We start from the raw sequence: 22864 nt of genomic DNA, 5'->3' as shown, positions 1-22864 counted from the left end.
ACGTTGTCCTTCCGGTGTCAGGCGAATGTTTTGCGGTAGTGGTCGGGGGAGATCCCGAGCCGGCGGATGAAGGTACGGCGCAGGGTTTCTGCAGTGCCGAAGCCGCAGCGGCCGGCGATCGCGACGACGGTGTCATCGGTCTCCTCGAGCTGCCGGCGCGCGGCCTCGGTACGCACCCGCTCCACGTAGGCGCCGGGCGCGAGCCCGACTTCGTCGGTGAAGACCCGGGTGAAGTGCCGCGGGCTCATCGCGGCATGGGCAGCCAGCTCGGGAATACGGTGCGGGCCGGCCGGTTCGGACTCGATCAGTTCCTGTACGGCGCGGATCGGCGCGCGCCGCGCCCGCGGCAGCCAGACCGGTGCCGCGAACTGGGACTGCCCGCCGGGCCGGCGCAGATACAACACCAGCCAGCGGGCCACCGTCTGGGCCAGCTCGGTGCCGTGGTCCTCTTCGACCAACGCCAGGGCCAGATCGATACCGGCGGTGACACCCGCGGCGGTCCACACCGATTCCGAACTGCGGAGAAAGATCGGTTCCGGGTCGACGTCGATCGCCGGGAATTCGTCGGCCAGTGCGTCGGCGAACGCCCAGTGGGTGGTGGCGCGGCAGTCGTCGAGCAGGCCGGCCGATGCGGCCAGGAAGGCCCCGGTGCACACGCTGATCACCCGTCTGGCGTGGGTCGCGGCGGTGCGGATCCACGCCAGGGTCTCGGGGTCGGCGCGGGCCGCGTCGACCCCGATGCCGCCGGGCAGCACCACCGCGTCGACGGCTTCGGTGGGGTCGGGCAGCGCGGTGGTCGCCAGGGTCGGGCCGCTGCTGGTGGCGATCGGCCGGCCGCCGGGGCTCGCCACGGTGATCTCGTAGCCGTCTTTTCCGCGGCCCTGGCCGGCCAGTGCCAGCGATGCCCCGGCGAACACCTCCGAGGGCCCGAAGACGTCCAGCGATTGGATGCCCGGATAGCCGAGGATGACGACCTTGCGTGTCACGTCATCAGTGTCGGCTGCCCGGCACCGTGGCGTCTACGCCATGTATCCCACAAATCAGGACACGCTTTCTTTGCGCGAGCAGACGCAGAATCGCACTATCCGGCGCGGGATCGTGCGATTCTGCGTCTGCTCGCCGGGGGGCAGGTGGCACCCGGGTGGCGCCCAGCCCGCCATGGCAACAGGCCCCCAGGGGATCGCCCCGGAGGCCTGCGCGGTCTGTGCTGTGGTGACGGCTTAGAAGGCCGCTTCGTCGAGCTCCATGATCTCGTTGTCGATGGCCTCGATCACCGAACGCGTGCTGGTCAGCAGCGGCAGGAAGTTCTTGGTGAAGAACGATGCCACCGCGATCTTGCCCTCGTAGAAGGCCCGGTCGGCGCCCTCGACACCGGCGTCGAGCTTCTCCACGGCCACCGCGGCGTGGCGGGTCAGCAGCCAGCCGATCACCAGGTCGCCGACGCTCATCAGGAACCGCACCGAACCCAGCCCCACCTTGTAGATGCTGGAGATGTCCTCCTGCGCGGCCATCAGGTAACCGGTCAGCGTCGCCGCCATGCCCTGCACGTCGGCCAGCGCGGTGGCCAGCAACTCCCGCTCCGCCTTCAGCCGGCCGTTGCCGGACTCGTTGGCGATGAACGCCTCGATCTCGCCCGCGACGTGGGCCAGCGCGGCGCCCTTGTCCCGGATGATCTTGCGGAAGAAGAAGTCCTGCGCCTGAATCGCCGTGGTGCCCTCATAGAGCGAGTCGATCTTGGCGTCACGGATGTACTGCTCGATCGGGTAGTCCTGCAGGAAGCCCGAACCACCCAGGGTCTGCAGGCTCTCGGTGAGCTTGGCGTAGGCCTGCTCGGAGCCCACCCCCTTGACGATCGGCAGCATCAGGTCGTTGACCTTGACGGCCAGCTCGGCATCCACCCCGTGCAGCGCCTCGGCGACCGCGGCGTCCTGGTAGGTGGCGGTGTAGAGGTAGAGCGCCCGCAACCCCTCGGCGTAGGCCTTCTGGGTCATCAGCGATCGGCGGACGTCCGGGTGGTGGGTGATGGTCACCCGCGGCGCGGTCTTGTCGGTCATCTGAGTCAGGTCGGCGCCCTGCACCCGCTCCTTGGCGTACTCCAGCGCGTTGAGGTAGCCGGTGGACAGGGTGGCGATGGCCTTGGTGCCGACCATCATGCGCGCCTGCTCGATCACGTCGAACATCTGCGCAATGCCGTTGTGCACCTCGCCGACCAGCCAGCCCTTGGCCGGTACGCCGTGCTGGCCGAAGGTGAGCTCACAGGTGGCCGAGACCTTCAGGCCCATCTTGTGCTCGACGTTGGTGACGAACACCCCGTTGCGCTCACCGAGCTCGCCGGTCTCGAAGTCGAACAGGAACTTCGGCACGAAGAACAGCGACAGGCCCTTGGTGCCCGGCTTGGCGCCCTCGGGACGCGCCAGCACCAGGTGGAAGATGTTCTCGAACAGGTCGTCGGAGTCAGCGGAGGTGATGAACCGCTTGACGCCGTCGATGTGCCACGAGCCGTCGTCCTGCTGGACGGCCTTGGTGCGCCCGGCGCCGACATCCGAACCGGCGTCCGGCTCGGTGAGCACCATGGTCGAGCCCCAGCCGCGCTCGGCGGCGATGACGGCCCACTTCTTCTGCTCTTCGGTGGCCACGTGGAAGAAGATGTTGGCGAAGCCGGCGCCGCCGGCGTACATCCACACCGCCGGGTTGGCGCCGAGGATGTGCTCGTGCAGCGCCCACATCAGTGCCTTGGGCATCGCCATGCCGCCCAGTTCCTCGGCGATACCGACCTTGTCCCAGCCGGCCTCCAGCGTGGCGCGCACCGACTTCTTGAACGCCTCCGGCAGCTTCACGGTGTGCGTGGCGGGGTCGAACACCGGCGGGTTGCGGTCGCCCTCGACGAATGAGTCAGCAATCGGACCCTCGGCCAGCCGGACCATCTCTCCGAGCATCTCCGAGGCGGTGTCGACGTCCAGGTCGGCGTACTCGCCCTGGCCGAAGACCTGGTCCAGCCCGAATACCTCGAACAGGTTGAAGACCTGGTCACGCACATTGCTCTTGTAGTGGCTCACTACTTCCTCCTCATGGAATGCCACCTGCGGTTGGGTACTCAGGCTTAAGTTACCCACCAGTAACGTGCCCTGAAATATACCGGTTGAAACCCACAGTGCAAGCGAGTGTGAGCTACATGTCATTGCCTAATTAACCAACCGGTTGGTCTCACCTGGTAGGAGGCGGTTTACGGTCGATCCGCCGAGGCCACCGCGCGGCGGGTAGGGTTCTTCAGCGACCAGATCCGACGAGGTGAACGAGTTCCGGTGAATGCCCACGTGAGTTCCGCGAGCAATCTGAGCCCATCGTCGTTACGGGAGGCGTTCGGCCATTTCCCGTCCGGGGTGGTGGCGGTCGCGGCCGAGGTCGACGGGGTGCGGGTGGGGCTCGCGGCCAGCACCTTCGTGCCGGTCTCGCTGGAGCCGCCGCTGGTGTCGTTCTGCGTGCAGAACACCTCGACGACGTGGCCGAAGCTCAAGGACTCGCCCCGGCTGGGCATCAGCGTGCTCGGCGAGGCCCATGACATCGCGGCACGGACCCTGGCCGCCAAGACCGGCGACCGGTTCGCCGGACTGGAGACGGTGACCAACGAAGGCGCGGTGTTCATCAAGGGCACCGGAGTGTGGCTGGCCAGCGCTGTTGAACAGCTGGTTCCCGCCGGTGACCACACCATCGTGGTGCTGCGGGTCTGCGACGTCACGGTGGATCCCGAGGTCGCGCCGATCGTGTTTCACCGCAGCGGTTTTCGCCGGCTCGGCGAGTAGCCGCGCTGCGATGCGGCGCCGGCGGGGATGCGATGGCCGCCGCGGATGTGTTGCGATGGGCGGATGGCGACTCTCAGTAGCGACCCCGGGCAGTTGCGGTCCACGGCCGAGACGCTGGTGGCCGAGGCGGCGGAATTCGTGCGGCGCCGCCGCGCCGAGGTGTTCGGTCCAGCGGGAGTCGACTCGGCCCACGACCTGATCCAGACCAAAAGCAGTCCGACCGATCCGGTGACGGTGGTCGACACCGAGACCGAGCACTTCATTCGCGAGCGGCTGACGCAGCTGCGCCCGGGTGATGCGGTGCTGGGCGAGGAAGGCGGCGGCTCCGGCGACGTATCCGGGCGGGATCCCGATGCGGTCACCTGGGTGGTCGACCCCATCGACGGCACCGTCAACTTCATGTATGACGTGCCGGCCTACGCGGTGTCGGTGGCCGCACAGATCGGCGGCGCGTCGGTGGCCGGCGCCGTGGCGGACGTGGTCGGCGACCGGATCTATTCGGCCGGCAGCGGGCTGGGAGCCCGGGTGAAAGACCGGGCCGGCACCGCCGCGCTGCGCTGCACCGACGTCGCCGAGGTGTCCGTGGCACTGCTCGGAACCGGGTTCGGCTATTCACCCCGACGACGGGCGGCGCAGGCGGAGTTGCTGGCGCGGCTGCTGCCGACCGTGCGCGATGTGCGCAGGATCGGGTCGGCGGCGCTGGATTTATGCATGGTGGCCGCGGGCCGGCTGGACGCATACTACGAACACGGCATCAAGACGTGGGACCACGCGGCCGGATCGCTGATCGCCGCCGAGGCGGGGGCGCGGGTCCTGCTGCCCGGCCCGGTCGACGGGAGTGTGATCGTCGCGGCGGCGCCTGGCATCGCCGAGGAACTGCTCACGCTGCTGCAGCGCGAGGGTGCTCTGGCGCCGATCCCGGCGTAGTCCCGGGCTCAGTCGGGCTTGCGGCGGAAGATCTTTCGGCCGGCCCAGGCGATCGGGTCGTAGCGGTGACCTACCACCCGCTCCTTCATGGGGATGATGGCGTTGTCGGTGATCTTGATGCCCTCCGGGCACACCTCGGTGCAGCACTTGGTGATGTTGCACAACCCCAGGCCGGCGTCGTCCTGGGCGAAGTCGCGGCGGTCGGCGGTGTCCAGCGGGTGCATGTCCAACTCCGCCAGCCGGATGAACATCCGTGGCCCGGCGAACCGGGGCTTGTTCTCCTCGTGGTCGCGGATGACGTGGCAGACGTTCTGGCACAGGAAGCATTCGATGCACTTGCGGAACTCCTGGGAGCGCTCCACATCGACCTGCTGCATCCGATACTCGCCGGGTTTGAGATCCGCCGGGGGTTTGAACGCCGGCATCTCGCGGGCCTTCTCGTAGTTGAACGAGACGTCGGTGACCAGGTCGCGAACCACCGGGAAGGTTCGCACCGGGGTCACCGTGACCGTTTCCGCCGGGTCGAACATCGACATCCGCGTCATACACATCAGCCGGGGGAAGCCGTTGATCTCCGCCGAACACGATCCGCACTTGCCGGCCTTGCAGTTCCAGCGCACCGCCAGGTCCGGGGTCTGGGTGGCCTGCAGGCGGTGGATGACGTCGAGCACCACCTCGCCCTCGTTGACCTCGACCTCGAAATCCTGAAGTCCACCGCCGTCAACGTCACCTCGCCAGACTCGCAGGTGGGCGTTGTGTGTCATTACGCTCTCCGTCCCGGATGTTGGGCCAGTTCTTCGTCGGTGTAGTACTTCTCCAGCTCGGAGATCTCGAACAGTTCCAGCAAGTCCTCGCGCATCCCGGGCTGGGGCTCGGGGGTGATGGTGATGTCGGGGACGGCGCTGCGGTCCGCCACCCGGCAGGCCAGCAGGGTCTTGCGCCAGTTGGCGTCCATCCCCGGGTGGTCATCGCGGGTGTGCCCGCCGCGACTCTCGGTGCGTTGGAGCGCGGCTTTGGCCACGCACTCGCTGACCAGCAGCATGTTGCGCAAGTCGACGGCCAGATGCCAGCCCGGGTTGTAGTGGCGTCCGCCGTCGACGGTGACGGCCGCGAACCGGGCCTTGAACTCCTCAAGGCGGACCAGGGCCTGCTCCAGCTCGCCGGCGTTGCGGATGATGCCCACCAGGTCGTTCATGGACTGTTGCAGCTCGGAGTGCAAGGTGTACGGGTTCTCCGGTGTACCGCCACCGGCCGGCCCGTTGAACGGCGCCAGTGCCAACTCGGCGGCGGCCTCCAGCGCCGCCGGAGCCACCGCCGGCCGAGTGCCCAGACCCTGCACGTACTGCGCCGCGCCCAAACCGGCGCGACGGCCGAACACCAGCAGGTCCGACAGGGAGTTGCCGCCCAGCCGGTTGGAGCCGTGCATCCCGCCGGAGCATTCGCCGGCGGCGAACAGGCCGGGCACCGCCGCGGCACCGGTGTCCGGATCGACTTCGATGCCGCCCATCACGTAGTGGCAGGTGGGGCCGACTTCCATTGCGTCCTTGGTGATGTCGACCTCGGCCAGCTGCATGAACTGGTGGTACATCGAGGGCAGCCGGCGCTTGATCTCCTCCGGCGTCAGCCGTGAGGCGATGTCGAGGAACACCCCGCCGTGCGGCGAACCGCGTCCGGCCTTGACCTCGGAGTTGATGGCGCGGGCCACCTCGTCACGGGGCAGCAGGTCGGGTGTACGGCGGGCCGAGTCGTTGTCCTTGAGCCACTGATCGGCTTCTTGCTCGGTCTCGGCGTACTGGCCCTTGAACACCGGCGGGATGTAGTCGAACATGAACCGGGTCCCGTCGGAGTTCTTGAGCACCCCGCCGTCGCCGCGCACGCCCTCGGTGACCAGGATCCCCTTCACGCTGGGCGGCCATACCATCCCGGTCGGATGGAACTGGACGAACTCCATGTTGATCAGCGAGGCGCCGGCCCGCAGCGCCAGGGCGTGCCCGTCACCGGTGTACTCCCAGGAGTTTGAGGTCACCTTGAACGACTTGCCGATGCCTCCGGTGGCCAGCACCACCGCGGGCGCCTCGAACACGACGAACTTGCCGCTTTCGCGCCAGTATCCGAATGCGCCCGAAATAGCTCCGGTGGACTCGTCTTTGAGCAATTCGGTGATGGTGCACTCGTGGAAGATCTTGATCTTGGCCTCGTAGTCACCGAACTCCGCGTGATCGTCCTGCTGCAGCGAGACCACCTTCTGCTGCATGGTGCGGATGAGCTCCAGGCCGGTGCGGTCACCGACGTGGGCCAACCGCGGGTAGGTGTGGCCGCCGAAGTTGCGCTGGTTGATCTTTCCGTCGGGGGTGCGGTCGAACAGCGCGCCGTACGTCTCCAGCTCCCAGACCCGCTCAGGCGCCTCCCTGGCGTGCAGCTCGGCCATCCGCCAGTTGTTGAGGAACTTTCCGCCGCGCATGGTGTCGCGGAAGTGCACCTGCCAGTTGTCCCGTTCGTTGACATTGCCCATCGACGCTGCGCAGCCGCCTTCGGCCATCACGGTGTGCGCCTTGCCGAACAGCGACTTGCACACCACCGCCACGCTCAGACCCTGCTGGCGGGCTTCGATCACCGCGCGCAGGCCTGCGCCGCCGGCACCGATCACGACCACGTCGTAGGAGTGCCGTTCGACTTCAACCATGAATTCTCGCTTACCCTTCGTGTGAATACGGTTGTCGGCCCTGGGATTCAGCCGATGAACCTGAAATCAGTGATGGTGCCGCTGGCCACCAGTGCGATGTAGAGGTCGGTGAAGGCCAGCGTGGCCAGGGTGATCCAGGCGAATTGCATGTGCCGGCCGTTGAACCAGCTGATCTTCGTCCAGAACCAGTAGCGGACCGGATGTTTGGAGAAGTGATTGAGGCGCCCGCCGAACACGTGCCGGCAGGAATGGCAGCCGCCGGTGTAGGCCCACAGCATCGCCACGTTGACCAGCAGGAAGATATTGCCCACCCCGAATCCGAATCCGCCCGGCCCGGTGTCGGAGTGCAACGCCACGATCGCGTCGTAGGTGTTCAGTGCGGCCAGGGCGAAGGCGGCGTAGAAGAAGTAGCGGTGGCTGTTCTGCATGATCAGCGGGAATCGGGTCTCCCCGGTGTAGTGCGCGCGGGGCTCGGGGACCGCGCATGCTGTCGGGGACTGCCAGTAGGCCCGGTAATAGGCCTTGCGGTAGTAGTAACAGGTGAGGCGGAAGCACAGCAGGAACGGCAATACCAATGCCCCCAACGGAATCCAGCGTGGGAACTCCGGCAACCAGACGCCGAGGTGGCTGGAGCCGGGCACGCAGGAGGCGCTGATGCACGGCGAGTAGAACGGCGTCAGGTAGTGGTACTGGTCAACCCAGTAGGCGCTGCCCCAGAAGGACCGGACGGTCGCGTAGAGGATGAACAGGTTCAGCCCGAGGTTCACCCGAAGCGGCGACAACCACCAGCGGTCGGTGCGTAGTGTGCGATCCGCGATCCGTGCGCGAGTCGCCGAGAAGACGCCGGTGCCAGGACGGTTCACGGCGGGTGCGCTCATCTGGGATTCCCTTCGGCTGGAGTTCGTCGGAGGGCGCCCCTTTGCAAGCAGCACCCGGTGGGTGTCAGTACCTGCCCTGGCCGCCGACGCCCTCGTCGTCGACGTCACGCCAGAATTCGCTGTCGTATTCGGTGTCGGGGATGGTGATCTTCTCCGTGGCCCGTTCGGCGGCCCAGCGCTGCAGGTCGAGCTCGCCGGCGTCGGATTCGAGGAGTTGGACGTCGGTGAGGATGCGCTCGGCGTCCATTTCGATGCGGCGCATCCCGGGAATGTCGCCGAACCGGGTCTTCAAACCCAGCACGCAGCGCCGCAGGTCGCCAATCAGGTTGTGCAGTTCGGCGAGTTCGCTAGTGCCAGACACCGGTGCCTCCTCAGGTGTTACGGATCACAGTACGTTCACCCGATGCTAGTCACATCCAGAACGGAACGTGAGACAGATCACGTTGGCGGGGCGACGTGTTCGGCGCACGAAAAACCCCCACACACGCTGTGTGCGGGGGTTTTCCGGGCGGTCTCGCCGCTGACCGCCTACTTCGTGATGGCGATCCGTCGCGGCTCGCTGCCGGCGTAGACGCCGGCCACCCGGACGGTCAGCACGCCGGCGTCGTAAGACGCCGTGACGGCGTCGCCGGTGACATGCGCCGGGACCGCGAACGAGCGGCGGAAGGAGCCGTAGCGCACCTCCCGCAGCGTGCGGTTGGCGTCGGCGGGGTCGGTGCCGGCGTACTCATCGCGACGTTCGCCGTGGACGACCACGCGTCCGTCGGCGAGCTCGACGGTGACGTCCTTGTCCACGTCGATGCCGGGCAGTTCCAGGCGGATCACCGCGTCGTCACCGTCCTTGGTGATCTCCGCGGCGGGGTGGAAGCCGTTCGAGGGAGTCCGCCAGTCGCTCGCCGTGGCGGGGCCGAAGAAGTCGCGGACCCACCGGTCGGTGTCGAAAGCGGGGCTGAAGGGGCGGTTGAACGGACGTTGCCACAGGGTCAGGGTGCTCATCGGTGTCTCCTCGGTTGATTGCTGCGGTGCCGGTCGGATGCCGACCCGTCACTGCGTAGAACTTGAGTCGACCACGCTAAAGTTCCGTGTTCGCCGACAGTGAACGACCCCACAGCTGCACGGCCTGGCGGCCCACCTCATAGCCGCGTGAGCACACCGTCACATGCTTGTAACGCATGGCGATACTGCTGCAATATCGGCTTCCTAATCTCATCGACATGAGCCCGATCGAAACCCCTCGCGCGGTCCGGGACCTGGTCGTGGTCGGTCACGGAATGGTGGGTCACCGATTCGTGGAGGCGCTGCGCAGCCGGTCGGACAGTGGAAGCTGGCGGATCACCGTGCTCGCCGAGGAGTCCGAACCGGCGTACGACCGGGTTGGCCTGACCTCCTACACCGACGGCTGGGATCGATCCAGGCTGGCCCTGCCCGGCAACGACTACGCCGGCGACGAGCACGTGCGACTGATGTTGCGTTCCCGAGTCACCGAGATCGACTTGGCCGGCAAGTCGGTGCTCGCCGCCGACGGGCAGCGTTACGGCTATGACACGCTGGTGCTGGCGACCGGGTCTCGCGCGTTCGTTCCGCCGGTTCCGGGCCACGACCTGCCCGGTTGCCACGTCTACCGCACTCTGGACGACCTGGACGGCATTCGCGCCGACATCGAGTGCATGCTCGAAGCCGGACACACCCGCACCGGCGTCGTGATCGGCGGTGGACTGCTCGGGCTGGAAGCCGCCAATGCGCTCCGAAGCTCCGGGATCCAGCCGCACATCGTCGAGATGGCCCCCCGCTTGATGCCGCAGCAACTTGACGACGCCGGTGGCATGCTGCTGAGCCGCATGATCTCCGACCTGGGCATCGCGGTGCACGTCGGTGTGGGTACCGAGTCGATCGAGCAACTGACTCACCAATACGGCTCGCCCACCCTGCGGGTGCGACTCTCGGACGGCAACGAGATCGAGACCGGGCTGGTGATCTTCGCGGCCGGGGTGCGCCCGCGTGACGAACTGGCCCGCGAGGCCGGCCTGACGATCGCCGAGCGCGGCGGCGTGCTGACCGATTTGTCCTGCCGGACCAGCGATCCCGACGTCTACGCGATCGGTGAGGTGGCTGCCATCGAGGGCTGTTGCTACGGCCTGGTCGGACCCGGCTACACCAGTGCCGAAGTGGTCGCCGACCGACTGCTTGAGGGCGCTGCCGAGTTCGGCGAGGCCGACATGTCCACCAAGCTGAAGCTGCTCGGGGTCGACGTGGCCAGCTTCGGCGACGCGATGGGGGCCACCGAGAACTCGCTGTCGGTGGTGATCAACGACCCGGTGAAGCGCACCTACGCCAAGCTGGTGCTCTCCGACGACGCCAAGACGCTGCTCGGCGGCATTCTGGTCGGTGACGCCTCCTCCTACGGCGTGCTGCGCCCGATGGTCGGCGTCGAGCTGCCCGGCGACCCGCTGGATCTGATCGCCCCTGCCGGCTCCGGCGACGGCGGCAAGACCTCACTGGGGATCACCGCGTTGCCCGCGTCGGCGCAGATCTGCTCCTGCAACAACGTCAGCAAGGGCGACATCGTCGAGGCGATCGGGAACGGCTGCCATGACGTACAGGCCCTCAAGAACTGCACCAAGGCCGGAACCTCGTGCGGCTCCTGCATCCCGCTGCTCAAGGACCTGCTGATCGCCGAGGGTGTGGAGCAGTCCAAGGCGCTCTGCGAGCACTTCACTCAATCGCGGGCCGAGCTCTTCCAGATCATTCAGGTCACCGGGATTCGCACCTTCTCCGAACTGCTGGAGCGCTTCGGCAGCGGATACGGCTGCGACATCTGCAAGCCGACCGTCGCGTCCATCCTGGCCTCGACCGGATCCGAGCACATTCTGGAACGCGAGCAGGCCGCGCTGCAGGACTCCAACGACCACTTCCTGGCCAACATCCAGCGCAATGGCAGCTACTCGGTGGTTCCGCGGGTGCCCGGCGGCGAGATCAAGCCCGAGCACCTGATCCTGATCGGCCAGATCGCCCAGGAGTTCGGTCTCTACACCAAGATCACCGGTGGACAGCGCATCGACATGTTCGGCGCCCGGGTGGATCAGTTGCCGGCCATCTGGCGCAAGCTGGTCGACGCCGGCATGGAATCCGGCCAGGCGTATGGCAAGTCGTTGCGCACGGTGAAGAGCTGTGTGGGAAGCGACTGGTGCCGGTACGGGCAGCAGGACTCGGTGAAGATGGCCGTCGACCTGGAGCTGCGCTACCGCGGGCTGCGCGCGCCGCACAAGATCAAGATGGGGGTCTCCGGCTGTGCCCGGGAGTGCGCCGAGGCGCGCGCCAAGGACGTCGGCGTCATCGCCACCGAGGTCGGCTGGAATCTCTACGTCGGCGGCAACGGCGGGATGAGCCCCAAGCACGCCCAGTTGCTGGCCAGCGACCTCGACACCGAGACGGTGTTCCGCTACATCGACCGGTTCCTGATGTTCTACATCCGCACCGCCGATCGGCTGCAGCGCACCGCCCCGTGGATCGAGTCGATCGAAGGCGGCCTCGACCACGTCCGGCAGGTCGTCTGCGAGGACTCACTCGGCCTGGCCGAGGAGTTCGAGGCGGCGATGGCCCGCCACGTCGACAACTACACCGACGAATGGAAGGGGGTGCTCGACGACCCGGAGAAGCTGTCGCGCTTCGTGTCGTTCGTCAACGCCCCCGACGCTGAAGACCCCACCGTCGCGTTCACCGAGCGCGACGGCCGAAAGATCCCGTTACCCATCCCGGTTCTGCGCGTTGAGGAGGAATCATGATCACCGTCAACAACATTGAGGCATGGACCACCGCCTGCCGGTACGACCAGCTGATTCCCGGCCTCGGCGTGGGCGTGCTGCTCGACAACGGCAAGCAGGCGGCGCTGTTCCGGCTCGACGACGGCTCGGTGCACGCGTTGTGCAATGTCGACCCGTTCTTCCATGCTGCGGTGTTGTCGCGCGGGATCGTCGGTGACCGCGGCGGCCGGCTGTCGGTCATCTCGCCGCTGAAGAAGCAGGCCTTCGCATTCGACGACGGAAGCTGCCTGGATGACCCGCGCGTCTCGGTCCGGGTGTACCCGACCCGCATCGTGGACGGCTACGTGCAGATCGGCCGGACCGCCGACGCCCCCGGGCATTCCAGCTCGACCGACGCCACCGTACGGGCCGTCGCGTAGCGCGACCGGAGCGCCACCGCCCGGGCGGTGGCTCAGCCGGCCGAGTCTACTGCCAGCCGGTAACCGCGCTTGACCACGGTGGCGACGATGTTCTTGTCGCCCAGGGAGGTTCGGAGTCGCAGCACCGCAGTTTCCACCGCGTGAGTGTTACTTCCGTTGCCCGGCAACGCATCCAGCAGATCATCGCGTGACACCACCCTGCCGGGGTGGTGGGCCAGCACCCGCAGGGTGGCCATTCCGGCGGGCGACAACGACTTGGCCACCCCGTCGACCATCACGCAACTGCTGCGGATCTCGATTCGGTGTCCGGCCGCATACACGGTGTGGGTGCGCAACCGGGGCAGCTGATCGACGATATGGCGCGCCAGCGCACCCAGGCGCATTCGCCGCGGGGACGAGGTGGGTACCCCCAGTACCGCCAGCGGCCGGGCAGTCACCGGACCCACGCACATGGCGTGCACATCCGATCGCAGCGCCTCGAGCAACTCATCGGAGAGGCCGAGTTCGGTGGCACGCATCAGGGTTGCCAGAACGGCTGCGGCCGATGTGAAGCTGACGGCGTCGAACTGCCGCTGGGCGATCTCGGCGGTCAACTGGTCGAACTCTCCACCCGGGCGGGCGGCCTGCCACCGGTAGACCCTGATGGGCACCACATCGGCGCCCGCATACCGGAGTTGGTCGAGCAGCTCCGGAATCGGATCACAGCCGCTGGTGGAACCGTGCAGCTGGACCGCGATCCGGCAGCCGGTGATGTTTTCCTGCATCAGGTAGCCGAGCATCGCCGACGACGACTCGGATTGGGGGGACCACTCCTCGGGCAGCCCGGCCGCGCGCAAGGCGCCGACGGCCTTCGGCCCACGTGCCACGATGCGGGCTGATCGCAATGCCTCGATCAGCTCATCGACGAGCCCCCATCCCTCGGCGGCGGCGATCCAGCCGCGGAAACCGATTGCGGTTGTGACGACCAGAATGTCAGGTGGCTCTGCGATCAATTCCTCAGTGCGACGGTGTAGCTCGTCATCATCGGTCAAATCGATCATCGCGATCGCCGGCGCGGCGCAGACCGTCGCGCCGTGCCGGCGCAGCATGGCGCAGAGCTCGTCAGCACGGCGCGACGAGGTCACCGCCACCCGGTAGCCGCTCAGCGGCGTCTGATTCAGCCGGCTCATGGGCATCCCCGCTGCGGTGGTGGCCACCTTTTATGCCGGAGCCAGAGCAGCCCGGGCAGGTTGCACGGTGAGGATCGGGCTGCGCACGTACCTCAGCCAGGTCACGCCCGCGGCGACGATATAGCCGGCCAGGAAGATCCAGAATGCCGCCGTTGCCGACCCGCTGGACAGATACGACTGGCGCAGAGCCAGATTGATACCGACCCCGCCGAACGCGCCGATGGCACCGGCGAATCCGATCAGAGCACCCGACATGGCCCGGGACCACTGCTGGCGCTCGCTCTCGTTGAGACCCAGTGCGTGACTGCGGGCCTCGAAGACCGACGGGATCATCTTGTACACCGAACCATTGCCGATCCCCGAGACGATGAACAACGCTACGAAGCCGATGACAAAGCCGACCATGGTGGCGCTGCTCGTGGGACCGCTGCGGTGATCGTTGAGGAAGCTGACACCGGCGAGCAGCCCGGCGGCGGCGAACATACCGCCGAAGGCGGCCAGGGTGACCCGGCCACCGCCGATGCGGTCGGCGACCCGCCCGCCGATGATGCGCGCCACCGACCCCAACAGCGGTCCGAGAAAGGCGATCTGAGCGGCGTGCAGCGAGGCCTGCGCGGCACTCTGGCCGCTGCCGACGAAGCTGATCTGAAGCACCTGGCCGAAAGCGAACGAGTACCCGATGAACGATCCGAAGGTACCGATGTAGAGCAGCGCGATGATCCACGTGTCGGCCGCAGGCAGGATCGAGCGCATCGCGGTCAGGTCGACCTTGTGATTGGCGAGGTTATCCATGAACAGTGCCGCGCCGATCCCGGTGACCGCGAGGAACACCAAGTAGATCGCGCACACCCAGTGCGGTTGGCGATTGCCCGCGGTTGCCAGCACCGCCAAGCCGACCAGCTGAATCAGCGGCACCCCGAGGTTGCCACCACCGGCGTTGACCGCCAGCGCCGAGCCCTTGAGCCGGTTGGGGTAGAAGGCGTTCACGTTGGTCATCGACGCCGCAAAATTCCCGCCCCCGAGACCGGTCAGCACCGCGCACGCCAGATACGGCCACAGCGGTAGGCCCGGGTGGGCCAACAGAACCATCATCGACACCGTCGGGATCAACAGGACCAGCGCGGAGAAGATGGTCCAGTTCCGGCCGCCGAACTTCGCGGTGGCCATCGAATACGGGATGCGCAACCCGCCGCCGGCCAGGGTAGCGGTGGCCGCGAGCAGGAATTTGTCCCCGCTGGTGAAGCCGTACACCGATTCGGGCATGAACAGCACCATCACCGACCAGATTGACCAGATCGAGAAGCCGACGTGTTCGGCGATGGTCGACCAGATCAGGTTGCGCCGGGCGATCTTGTCGTTACCGGCCGCCCAGGCCACGGTGTCTTCGGGATCCCAATCAGTGATGACGTGTGAACGAGGCATAGGAACACGGTAGAAATCTTTCGTTACCGCAAAGCTGCACCTGATGTCCCCCCCGTGAACTTCTGCTCACGGTTGCCCGGGGTGGGCGTGAGACTCGACCGGACAACGCCCGTGCTCCCGGGAGAATCCCCTCGTCAACAGCCGTATTTGAGTGATTCCACGACTGCTCGCCCGGTGGGCGGCGGTAGGCTCACAGTCGGTCCGAAAACCCCCACGACGGAGTCGGCAGATGAAGAAGTTCTCACTCACAGCCCTGGCCCGCGATCAACTCGACCGAGCCGGTGCCGAATCCAGCGGCCGCAGCGCCACCACGGTGGTCGGCGGTCACGAATGTGTGTTGCGGCAGACCGTGATCGCGCTGCGCCAGGGGCAGACACTCGACGACCACGACAACTCGGCCGACGACGCGACGCTGCATGTGCTCAGCGGCCGGATCAAGCTGACGGCCGGCACCGACTCCTGGATCGGCCGAAGCGGCGACCTGTTGGTGATACCGCCGGCGGTGCACGCGGTCAGTGCGCTGGAGGATTCGACGCTGCTACTGACCGTCGCCAAAAAGCCCTGACCGCAACGGCAGCCGGGTCTGCGCGGTGATGAAGCGATCGGCGACGATCCGGGCGAGGCCGGGGTGGGTGCCCAGTGGCCGGGTCACCAGATCCGCCCCCGCCTCGTGTAGTCGCCGCTGAAAGAGTCCGTCGGCCAGCAGATATGACGCCACCACCACCCTGGTCGCGCCGTGACTGCGCAAGGCTGCCACCGCGTCGGCGACCGTGGGCCTGCCGGTGGCGGCGAACGCCGCCTCGACGTGCGTGCCGAGAAACCCCGACAGCATCTGCGCGGCCTGGTCCAGGTCGGCGCGCGCCGTCGGGTCTGACGAACCGGCCGCCGCGAGAACCACCGAGTCCCCGGGAAGCCAGCCCGCTTCGGCCAGTCGCGCGGCCACCACAGCGGCCACCCGCCGATCCGGTCCCAGTGCCGGGGTCATCGTGACGTCCGGGTGCCCGCTGGCCAGGACGTGCGTGGGCACGTCCACCCCGACGTGATAGCCGCGGGCCAGAAAAGCCGGCACCACGACCGCCGGACGACCGGAGTCGGCCTCCGCGGCAAGGACCTCGGTCGGGGTGGGGCCCAGTACGTCGACGAAGGCCACCCGCACCGGCTGGCCCAGCAGCGCACCGACCCGTTCGGCGAGTTCACCGATCATGACGATGCCCTCGGGCCGGCGGGTGCCGTGTGCGACCAGGATGGGGATCATGCGGCCCCCGGTTGGTCGTCGACCGCGAGTCGGTAACCCCTCTTGACCACGGTGGCGACGATCTGGCTGTCGCCCAACGCGGTTCGCAGCCGAAGCACCGCAGTGTCCACCGCGTGCCCGCTGTTGCCTCGACCCGGCAGTGCGCGCAGCAAGGTGTCCCGCGGCACGACGGTGCCCGGTCGGTGTGCGAGCGCCCGCAGGGTGGCCAGGCCGGCGGGAGAAACCGGCCTGATCATCCCGTCCACGAAGACCCGGCCGTCCTCAATCGTGATGAGGTGACCGGCCGCTTGCACGGTGCTCATGTACAAGGTTTAACGGCAGTCGATTTCCACTGTGTTACCGAGTGATTTCCAGTCCGTTGCCCAGGGCGGCAGCGATTGGGATCACACCGGCACCGTCTCGGTGTCCTGCGTCGCCCGCGGGGCAGTGCGGGCCGGCATCCGCGGGGGCCGGCGCACGTACATCACCCAGGTCAATACCGCTGCGGCGCAATACGTTGCGAGGAAGATCCAGAAGGCGGGCGTCTCGGTTCCGGTGCTGGCGTAGGCCTGCCGCAGCGTCAGGTTGATGGCGACCCCGCCGAGCGCGCCGACTGCGGTGGCGAATCCGATCAACGCACCGGAATGCGAACGCGCCCAGTGACGGCGCTCGGCCTCGCTGCAGTCCAGCGAGCGGCTGCGGGCCTCGAAGATGGACGGGATCATCTTCAGTACCGAGCCGTTGCCCATCCCGGCCAGGATGAACAGCGCGATGAACCCGCTGATGTAGAGCACGACCGTGGTCGAGGTCACCGTGCCGGGGGTGCGGTCGTCGATCGTGCTGGTGACGGCCAGAATCGCGGCGCCCAGGATCATTCCGACGAAGACGACGAAGGTGACCCGTCCACCCCCGCGCCGGTCTGCCACCCGGCCCCCGTAGATGCGCGACAACGCGCCCAGCAGCGGCCCCAGGAAGGCGATCCGGGCGGCGTACAGCGAGGCGTCGGCGGGGCTGTGGCCGGTCTCCTCGAAGGTGACGTGCAGCACCTGGGCGAAGGCGAAGGCGAAGCCGATGAACGAACCGAAGGCGGCGCAATACAACAACGAGATGACCCAGCTGTCGGGAACCGACAGGATCGACCGGATGCTGCCCACCTCTTTGGCGCCGTGGTCGAGGTTGTCCATGCGCAGCGCGGCGCCGATACCGACCAGGGCGAGCAGCACCAGGTAGATACCGCAGACCAGCTCGGGTTTGGTGTTGCCGACGGTGGCAAGGACCAGCAGCCCGACCAGCTGGATGGCCGCCACCCCGAGGTTGCCGATACCGCCGCACAGCCCGAGTGCCACGCCCTTGAGTCGTTGCGGGTAGAACGCGTCGACGTTGGCCAGCGATGCCGCGTAGTTGCCGCCCCCCAGCCCGGTCAGGGCTGCACACACCAGATACATCCACAGGGGCTGGCCCGGGTTGACCAGCAACAACAGCGTGCCGACTGTGGGTATCAGCAGAATCAGCGACGAGGACACCGCCCAGTCGCGACCACCGAACTTGGCGGTGGCCGCCACGTACGGAATCCGCACACCCGCACCGACCAGGGTGGCGACCGCCGCGAGCAACAGCTTGTCGCCCGGTTTGATGCCGTAAACCGATTCGGGCATGAACAAGACGACCACCGACCACAGTGACCAGATGGAGAAGGCGACGTGCATGGTGGCGGTTGACCAGATCAGGTTGCGTCGCGCGACGGCTTTGTTGCCGCTCTCCCAGGCCGCACAGTCCTCCGGGTCGAATTCGCTGAGATGGGTGGGCGTCATGGAAACTCCTCGTGCTCTGGGCCACCGTCGTGCCGTGCCGTGCTACCTCGTCACGGTGGGCCGCTGAGCGAACATACCCATCCGAACTGGCAGGTTTCGGTGTAGAACCTGTAAATGCGTTGGAGTGCAGCCCTACTGGTACACGGCGCCTGGAGCAGAGTCGTTCATGATGTGGGCAACGTCACGTATTGCATGTGCGCGCAGCCTATTTCACACAACCCCCTGTCAATCAGCTGAGGGGTAGCCAGCTGTTGACGGCGTGAGTGATCTGGAGATACAGCGGAATGCCGATGGTCACGTTGTAGGAGAACGTCAGACCCAGCGATGACGCGAGCGGCACCGTGGGACTGGCCTCCGGGATCGCGATTCGCTGCACCGCGGGAACAGCGATATACGAGGCCGCGCCGCACAGCACCGCGAACAGTACGTAGCTGCCCGTCTCGAAGTGGATCCCGGTGACCTGCGAGTAGGTGTGGACGATGAAAATCCCAGCTGTGGCAAAGACATTCGGGGCCAACAACCCGAATGCGATCAATCCACGGCCCGCGGTCCGCAGGTCCTTGAGTTTGCGCGACGCCGTCATGCCCATCTCGAGCAGGAACAGGCACAGCATGCCCTGGAACGCCGTGACGAAGACATGGTCCCCGTCCTCGATCACCGAAGCGCCCTGCAGGCGGCCGACGAAGCCGATGATGACTCCACCGAAAAGCAGGTACAGGCCCGGGTTGAGCAGCACTTCGCGCAGCAGCGGCACGCTGACCGGCGCCGCCGCCGTCACCACCGGCTCGGCAGCGGCCGCGTCGGGGTGTTCGAGTTTCTCCAGCGAGATCTCCAGCTCATCTTCGATCTCCGCCTGACGCCGGGTCTGGGGATGCTGTGCGCTCAGCTGGGCGGCGGTGACCAACTCCAGGCGCGCCTTGGGGTTGTAGCCCGGCTCGTCGGGCATGTTGCCCAGCGGGTCCATACCGCGCTCGCGTAACCGCGCCACCAGGAGCAGCGCCACGATGCAACCCGGGATCTCCATGATGGCCAGCATCACCGGCATGTAGGCGTCGAACGCGATGTCCAATGCCGCCAGGACGCCTAGGCAGGTGGCGAACGTGCCGGCGGAATCCGACCCGTAATAACCGGCCACGGTGGCTCGGTCGATACGTCTCATCCCGGTCATCCGGGACAACATCCCGTAGGCGATGAATCCGATGGTCAGGTTGGTGAAGAACCCCAGCACGATGAAGCCGAGGACCCCGCCGATGCTCGATGCGTCGATGCTGGCGAGCTCCTCACCGCCACGCCAGCCGATCGCCAGCAGCAGATACAGCGTCAAGCCCTGATACAGCACATAAGGGAATTCGAACTGAACTTTCAGGAGGGGAATCAGGAAACCCATGTAGAAAAAGAGGAGCAGTGGCTTGAAGAGGTTGTGGGTGAAGTTGTGCCAGAACTCAAAGAGCATGGGGGTCTCCCGGGTCGATGTCCAGCGGGACAGACTACGTCGCCTGCCTGCCTACAGCCTGCTGTTTCGGTTGCGTATTTGCTGTGAGCGCGGCGACCAGGGGAAACCCCCGGCCTACCAGACGTTGCCGTCGCGCCAGTCGCAGGCCAGTTCGGCAGAGGTGTCAAAGTCCAGGTCAACCGGCATGACGAACACCGTGCCGTCTGCCTCGGGGGTGCGGACCGGCCCGGTCGGCGACAGCACCGACGTCGGCCCGCGCCACGGTAGCCAGCCCCGCGCGGTGTAAAGCCGGCGGCTGATATCGGCCGAACTGAGCGAGCCGAGCTCGAAGGCGCCCCGGATCACCTGTTCGCAGGCGTCCAGCACCGCGGTGGCCAGCCCCCGTCCCCGGTGGTCCTCCCGGACGGCGACGGCCTCGACGTAGCCGCAGCGCAGGGATCGGCCCCGGTAGAGCAGCTGGCGCCGGATCACCGAGCCGTGCGCGATCAGGGCTCCGCGGTGCCAGATCAGGGCGTGCATCCCGCCGAGCGCGTGCTGCCACTCGGCGTCGGAGTACCGGTCGCCATAGGCCTCGATGACCAGCTGATGGGCGCCGCGGCGGGTCTCGTCGTCCAGGTCGGAGGTGTGGATGAGGCGGGCGGTGCGGACCTTGCGAAGCACCCTCCGGCCTACCAGGTCGACTGGTCGGACGGGTGGCGGCGCGGTCGCGACCAGTGCATCCGTACGGTCTGCCCGGGCCGGACCTGCGCCAGCATGTCGATGTCTTCCTCGGTCACCACCCCGACCACGGGATAGGCGCCGGTCACCGGGTGGTCCGGGCCGAGGATGATCGGGAACCCGTTCGGCAGGATCTGGATCGCGCCGCGGTCGGCGCCTTCGGCGGGCAACTGCCGCTCCGGCCACCGGTATTCCAGCGGCATCCCGACCAGCCGCATCCCGACCCGGTCGCTGTGGTTGCTGACCAGCCAGTTGGTGCGCACCATGATGTCCGGATCGACGAACCAGTCGTCGCGCGGCCCGGGCGTCACCCGCAGTTCGACGACGTCGTCGGGGATCGTCGCCACCGGCGCCTGGTCGATCTCGGGATAGTCGCCGACCCGTTCGCCGATCTGCAGCACGTCGCCGTCGCGCAACGGCGCCGGCCCGATCGCGGCCATCACGTCGTAGCTGCGCGAGCCCAGCACCGGCGTGACCTCGATGCCCCCGCGTACCGCCAGATAGGTCCGGAGACCCGACCGCGGTGTGCCCAGTGAGATCACCTGGCCATCGTGGACGCGCTGGATACTGTTGGTGCCGAACGAGATTCCGCTCACCTCGGGGTCGGTATCGGCGCCCGTGACGGCGATGTCGATGTCGCCGCCGCGGACCCGAGCCGCAAAGCCGCCGAACGCCACCTCGATGGTGGCCCGGTCGTCGGGATTGGCCAGCAAACGGTTGGCCAGCTTGTGGGACCGGCGGTCGGCGGCCCCGGACCGGGTGACGCCCAGATGGCCCAACCCGGCCCGGCCGAGGTCCTCGACCAAGGCCAGCGGTCCGGTCCGCAATACCTCCAACGTGGTCATGTCATCCTCCCGGTGTCACGCGGCCCGGAACTGCACCGTGCGCCCCGGTGTGAGCAGCGCCGGGCTGGGCCGTGCCAGATCCCACAGCACCGCGTCGGTGCGGCCGATCAACTGCCAACCGCCCGGCCACTGGCGCGGGTAGATGCCGCTGAACTGGCCGGCGAGCGCCACCGACCCGGCCGGAACGGCGTCCCGCAACTCGGCGCGGCGCGGCACCTGCAGTCGCGGGTCGCCGCCGATCAGGTAGGCGAAACCCGGGGTCGAACCGCCGAATCCGACCCGCCAGGGCGTCTCGGTGTGCGCGTTGATCACCTGGGCGACGGTCAATCCGGTGCGCTCGGCCACCTCGGCGAGGTCCGGGCCGTCGTAGACCACGTCGATCACCACGTCGACCGCGGCATCGGCCGGGGTGGTCGCGATCTCCTCCGCTTCCACGCTCAGCTTGGCCAGCCGGCGTCGGACACCGGTCTGGTAGTCGGGGCCGTCCAGCTTCACCAACACGGTGCGTGACGCCGGCACGATGTCGATCACCCCGGGCAGCGCCGCGGCGCTCAGGGCCGCGGTCCATGCCAGTACCTCGGCGGTGCGGTCGAACTGCAACAGCAGTGCGCAGTCGCCGTAGTCGAGGATTGTGTCGGTCGCCCGGGAGGCCAATGTCGCGCTCATACCCCGACCGTAGCCGCGCGAAGTGATCTAGGCCACAGTTCTGCGGGCTATGCCAGAGGGGCCTTACCAAACGCGCAGAGTCGGGATTGCTACCCGACGATTTCGGCGATCGGCCCCGGCAACTGCTGGGCCACCAGCGGGTAGCTCAGCGGGGAGGCGAAGGCGATCGCCCCCGCCTGGTCCTTGGTGGTGAAGACGCTGCGCGACTCGTAGGCGGCGATGTCGGGATCGTCCAACAGCGCCCGGCGTTCGTCGTCGCTCTCGGTGGTCCAGATCAGCACGTCGGCGCCGCCGAGGGTGGCACCGACCCGGTCGCGGCCGATGACCGCCGGCGCATCGGCGACGGTCAATCCCATCTGGGCGAGGAACTCGGTGCGCCAACCCGTGCCGGCGGTGACGAATCCGTGCCCGGAGTCGCTGTCGGGGCCGCTCTCGAGACGGCCCGCCAGCAGCAGGGCCTTCTTGCCGGCGAAGCCGGGATGCGCCGCGGCGACCTCGGCGAACTGGGCGTCGACGCCGTCGATGAGCGACCGCATCTGCTGAGGCTGGTGTACCGCTGCGCCGATGGCGGTGGCCTGGGTCTTCCACGGCTCGAAGAACGCTTCGCCGCCGGATTGCGGCACGGTCGGCGCGATCGCCGACAGCTTCTGGTAGGTCTCGGCGTCTACCCCGGCGTTGGTCGCGATGATGAGATCCGGCTTGAGGTCGGCGATCTGGTCGACCGCAATCCCGTTGTCCAAGTCCAACACCACGGGTCTGGCCGCGCCGAGGCGCTGTCGCGCCCAGGGCCATACCGCGAACGGCTGGTCGCCGAACCAGGCGGTGACCGCGATGGGTACCACTCCCAGCGCGAGCAGGTCGTCCTGACCGGTGTAGCCGGCGCTGACCACCCGCTTGGGCGGTTCCGGGACGGTCGTCTCGCCGAAGAGGTGAGTTATGGTCACCGGTCCCGGGGCGCCGCGGTCATCATGGCGTTCGGATGCGCAGGCCGCCAACAACGTTGCGGCTCCGGCCGTACTGCAGAGGCCGAAGAAGCCGCGCCGGCTCCACTGATCGCGCATGGCGCGAGATTAACGCCG

At 67.4% G+C, this 22864-nt stretch carries 21 protein-coding genes and 1 pseudogene; 5 read left to right on the top strand and 17 right to left on the bottom strand.

Annotation, left to right across the window (positions count from 1 at the left end; genetic code table 11):
* Nucleotides 1-17: 17 nt before the first annotated feature.
* Entirely contained in the window at nt 18-986 is a 969-nt protein-coding gene (locus BST28_RS10415; protein WP_083080914.1) for a GlxA family transcriptional regulator, read from the bottom strand.
* Nucleotides 987-1220: 234 nt separating this feature from the next.
* Nucleotides 1221-3056 carry an acyl-CoA dehydrogenase gene (locus tag BST28_RS10410; RefSeq protein WP_019738340.1) on the bottom strand — a complete coding sequence of 612 codons (1836 nt, stop codon included), beginning with the start codon at nt 3054-3056 and terminating at the stop codon, nt 1221-1223.
* A 258-nt stretch (nt 3057-3314) separates the two neighbouring features.
* On the opposite strand from BST28_RS10410, the gene BST28_RS10405 reads away from it, so the two are divergent.
* A complete protein-coding gene (locus tag BST28_RS10405) occupies nt 3315-3800 on the top strand; it encodes a flavin reductase family protein (RefSeq protein WP_019738339.1) in 486 nt (161 codons plus the stop codon).
* Nucleotides 3801-3863: 63 nt separating this feature from the next.
* Nucleotides 3864-4727, top strand: coding sequence for an inositol monophosphatase family protein (locus BST28_RS10400; RefSeq protein ID WP_019738338.1), 864 nt, complete (start codon nt 3864-3866; stop codon nt 4725-4727).
* Nucleotides 4728-4735: 8 nt separating this feature from the next.
* Here BST28_RS10400 and BST28_RS10395 read toward each other — a convergent pair whose 3' ends face one another.
* The 5 genes from BST28_RS10395 to BST28_RS10375 form a co-directional block, all read right to left on the bottom strand.
* The gene (locus BST28_RS10395) at nt 4736-5491 is read right to left on the bottom strand and encodes a succinate dehydrogenase/fumarate reductase iron-sulfur subunit (protein WP_019738337.1); all 756 of its coding nucleotides are present in this window, start codon (nt 5489-5491) and stop codon (nt 4736-4738) included.
* Nucleotides 5491-7410: a fumarate reductase/succinate dehydrogenase flavoprotein subunit gene (locus BST28_RS10390; RefSeq protein WP_065287934.1), complete on the bottom strand. Its 1920-nt coding sequence runs from the start codon at nt 7408-7410 to the stop codon at nt 5491-5493. The genes BST28_RS10395 and BST28_RS10390 overlap by 1 nt, the downstream gene beginning before the upstream one ends.
* Before the next feature lie 47 nt (nt 7411-7457).
* A complete protein-coding gene (gene sdhC / locus BST28_RS10385) occupies nt 7458-8288 on the bottom strand; it encodes a succinate dehydrogenase subunit SdhC (protein WP_019734901.1) in 831 nt (276 codons plus the stop codon).
* Nucleotides 8289-8352: 64 nt separating this feature from the next.
* Nucleotides 8353-8649 (bottom strand): Rv0250c family protein, encoded by a 297-nt coding sequence (locus BST28_RS10380; protein ID WP_019734900.1) that lies wholly within the window; start codon nt 8647-8649, stop codon nt 8353-8355.
* Nucleotides 8650-8816: 167 nt separating this feature from the next.
* Complete coding sequence (locus BST28_RS10375) at nt 8817-9284, bottom strand: Hsp20/alpha crystallin family protein (RefSeq protein ID WP_019734899.1); 468 nt, start codon at nt 9282-9284, stop codon at nt 8817-8819.
* A gap of 218 nt (nt 9285-9502) precedes the next feature.
* Between BST28_RS10375 and nirB the strand changes: the two genes are divergently transcribed.
* Entirely contained in the window at nt 9503-12070 is a 2568-nt protein-coding gene (gene nirB / locus BST28_RS10370; protein ID WP_019734898.1) for a nitrite reductase large subunit NirB, read from the top strand.
* Nucleotides 12067-12468, top strand: a complete 402-nt coding sequence (gene nirD / locus BST28_RS10365; RefSeq protein ID WP_019734897.1) for a nitrite reductase small subunit NirD — start codon at nt 12067-12069, stop codon at nt 12466-12468. The genes nirB and nirD overlap by 4 nt, the downstream gene beginning before the upstream one ends.
* Before the next feature lie 32 nt (nt 12469-12500).
* On the opposite strand, the gene BST28_RS10360 is transcribed toward nirD, so the two are convergent.
* A complete protein-coding gene (locus BST28_RS10360; RefSeq protein ID WP_019734896.1) occupies nt 12501-13637 on the bottom strand; it encodes a uroporphyrinogen-III synthase in 1137 nt (378 codons plus the stop codon).
* Between the two features lie 30 nt (nt 13638-13667).
* Nucleotides 13668-15059, bottom strand: coding sequence for a nitrate/nitrite transporter (locus BST28_RS10355; RefSeq protein ID WP_019734895.1), 1392 nt, complete (start codon nt 15057-15059; stop codon nt 13668-13670).
* Nucleotides 15060-15288: 229 nt separating this feature from the next.
* Here BST28_RS10355 and BST28_RS10350 point away from each other — a divergent pair, with 229 nt between their 5' ends.
* A complete protein-coding gene (locus BST28_RS10350) occupies nt 15289-15624 on the top strand; it encodes a cupin domain-containing protein (protein WP_019734894.1) in 336 nt (111 codons plus the stop codon).
* On the opposite strand, the gene BST28_RS10345 is transcribed toward BST28_RS10350, so the two are convergent.
* From BST28_RS10345 to BST28_RS10310, 8 genes and pseudogenes are all read right to left on the bottom strand, one after another.
* Nucleotides 15598-16314, bottom strand: a complete 717-nt coding sequence (locus BST28_RS10345) for a sirohydrochlorin chelatase (RefSeq protein WP_065287932.1) — start codon at nt 16312-16314, stop codon at nt 15598-15600. The two genes, BST28_RS10350 and BST28_RS10345, sit on opposite strands and share 27 nt — an antisense overlap.
* Nucleotides 16311-16610: pseudogene (locus BST28_RS10340) on the bottom strand (winged helix-turn-helix domain-containing protein); the annotation flags it as partial. The gene BST28_RS10345 and the pseudogene BST28_RS10340, both read right to left, overlap by 4 nt.
* Before the next feature lie 87 nt (nt 16611-16697).
* Nucleotides 16698-18104, bottom strand: coding sequence for an MFS transporter (locus BST28_RS10335; protein ID WP_065287931.1), 1407 nt, complete (start codon nt 18102-18104; stop codon nt 16698-16700).
* 229 nt (nt 18105-18333) lie between these two features.
* On the bottom strand, nt 18334-19557 hold the full coding sequence (locus BST28_RS10330) for a sodium-dependent bicarbonate transport family permease (protein ID WP_065287930.1): 1224 nt from the start codon (nt 19555-19557) through the stop codon (nt 18334-18336).
* Nucleotides 19558-19671: 114 nt separating this feature from the next.
* Nucleotides 19672-20217 carry a GNAT family N-acetyltransferase gene (locus BST28_RS10325; protein ID WP_065287929.1) on the bottom strand — a complete coding sequence of 182 codons (546 nt, stop codon included), beginning with the start codon at nt 20215-20217 and terminating at the stop codon, nt 19672-19674.
* Between the two features lie 8 nt (nt 20218-20225).
* The gene (locus BST28_RS10320; protein ID WP_065287928.1) at nt 20226-21119 is read right to left on the bottom strand and encodes a 5-oxoprolinase/urea amidolyase family protein; all 894 of its coding nucleotides are present in this window, start codon (nt 21117-21119) and stop codon (nt 20226-20228) included.
* A 15-nt stretch (nt 21120-21134) separates the two neighbouring features.
* Nucleotides 21135-21785, bottom strand: coding sequence for a 5-oxoprolinase subunit B family protein (locus BST28_RS10315; RefSeq protein WP_065287927.1), 651 nt, complete (start codon nt 21783-21785; stop codon nt 21135-21137).
* 89 nt (nt 21786-21874) lie between these two features.
* Nucleotides 21875-22846, bottom strand: a complete 972-nt coding sequence (locus BST28_RS10310; protein ID WP_065287926.1) for an ABC transporter substrate-binding protein — start codon at nt 22844-22846, stop codon at nt 21875-21877.
* Nucleotides 22847-22864: the final 18 nt, after the last annotated feature.

Source organism: Mycolicibacter kumamotonensis, assembly GCF_002086285.1.
GTDB classification, from domain to species: domain Bacteria; phylum Actinomycetota; class Actinomycetes; order Mycobacteriales; family Mycobacteriaceae; genus Mycobacterium; species Mycobacterium kumamotonense.
Note: the sequence above shows the minus strand (reverse complement) of the source record. Positions and strands in the feature narration are given on the sequence as shown.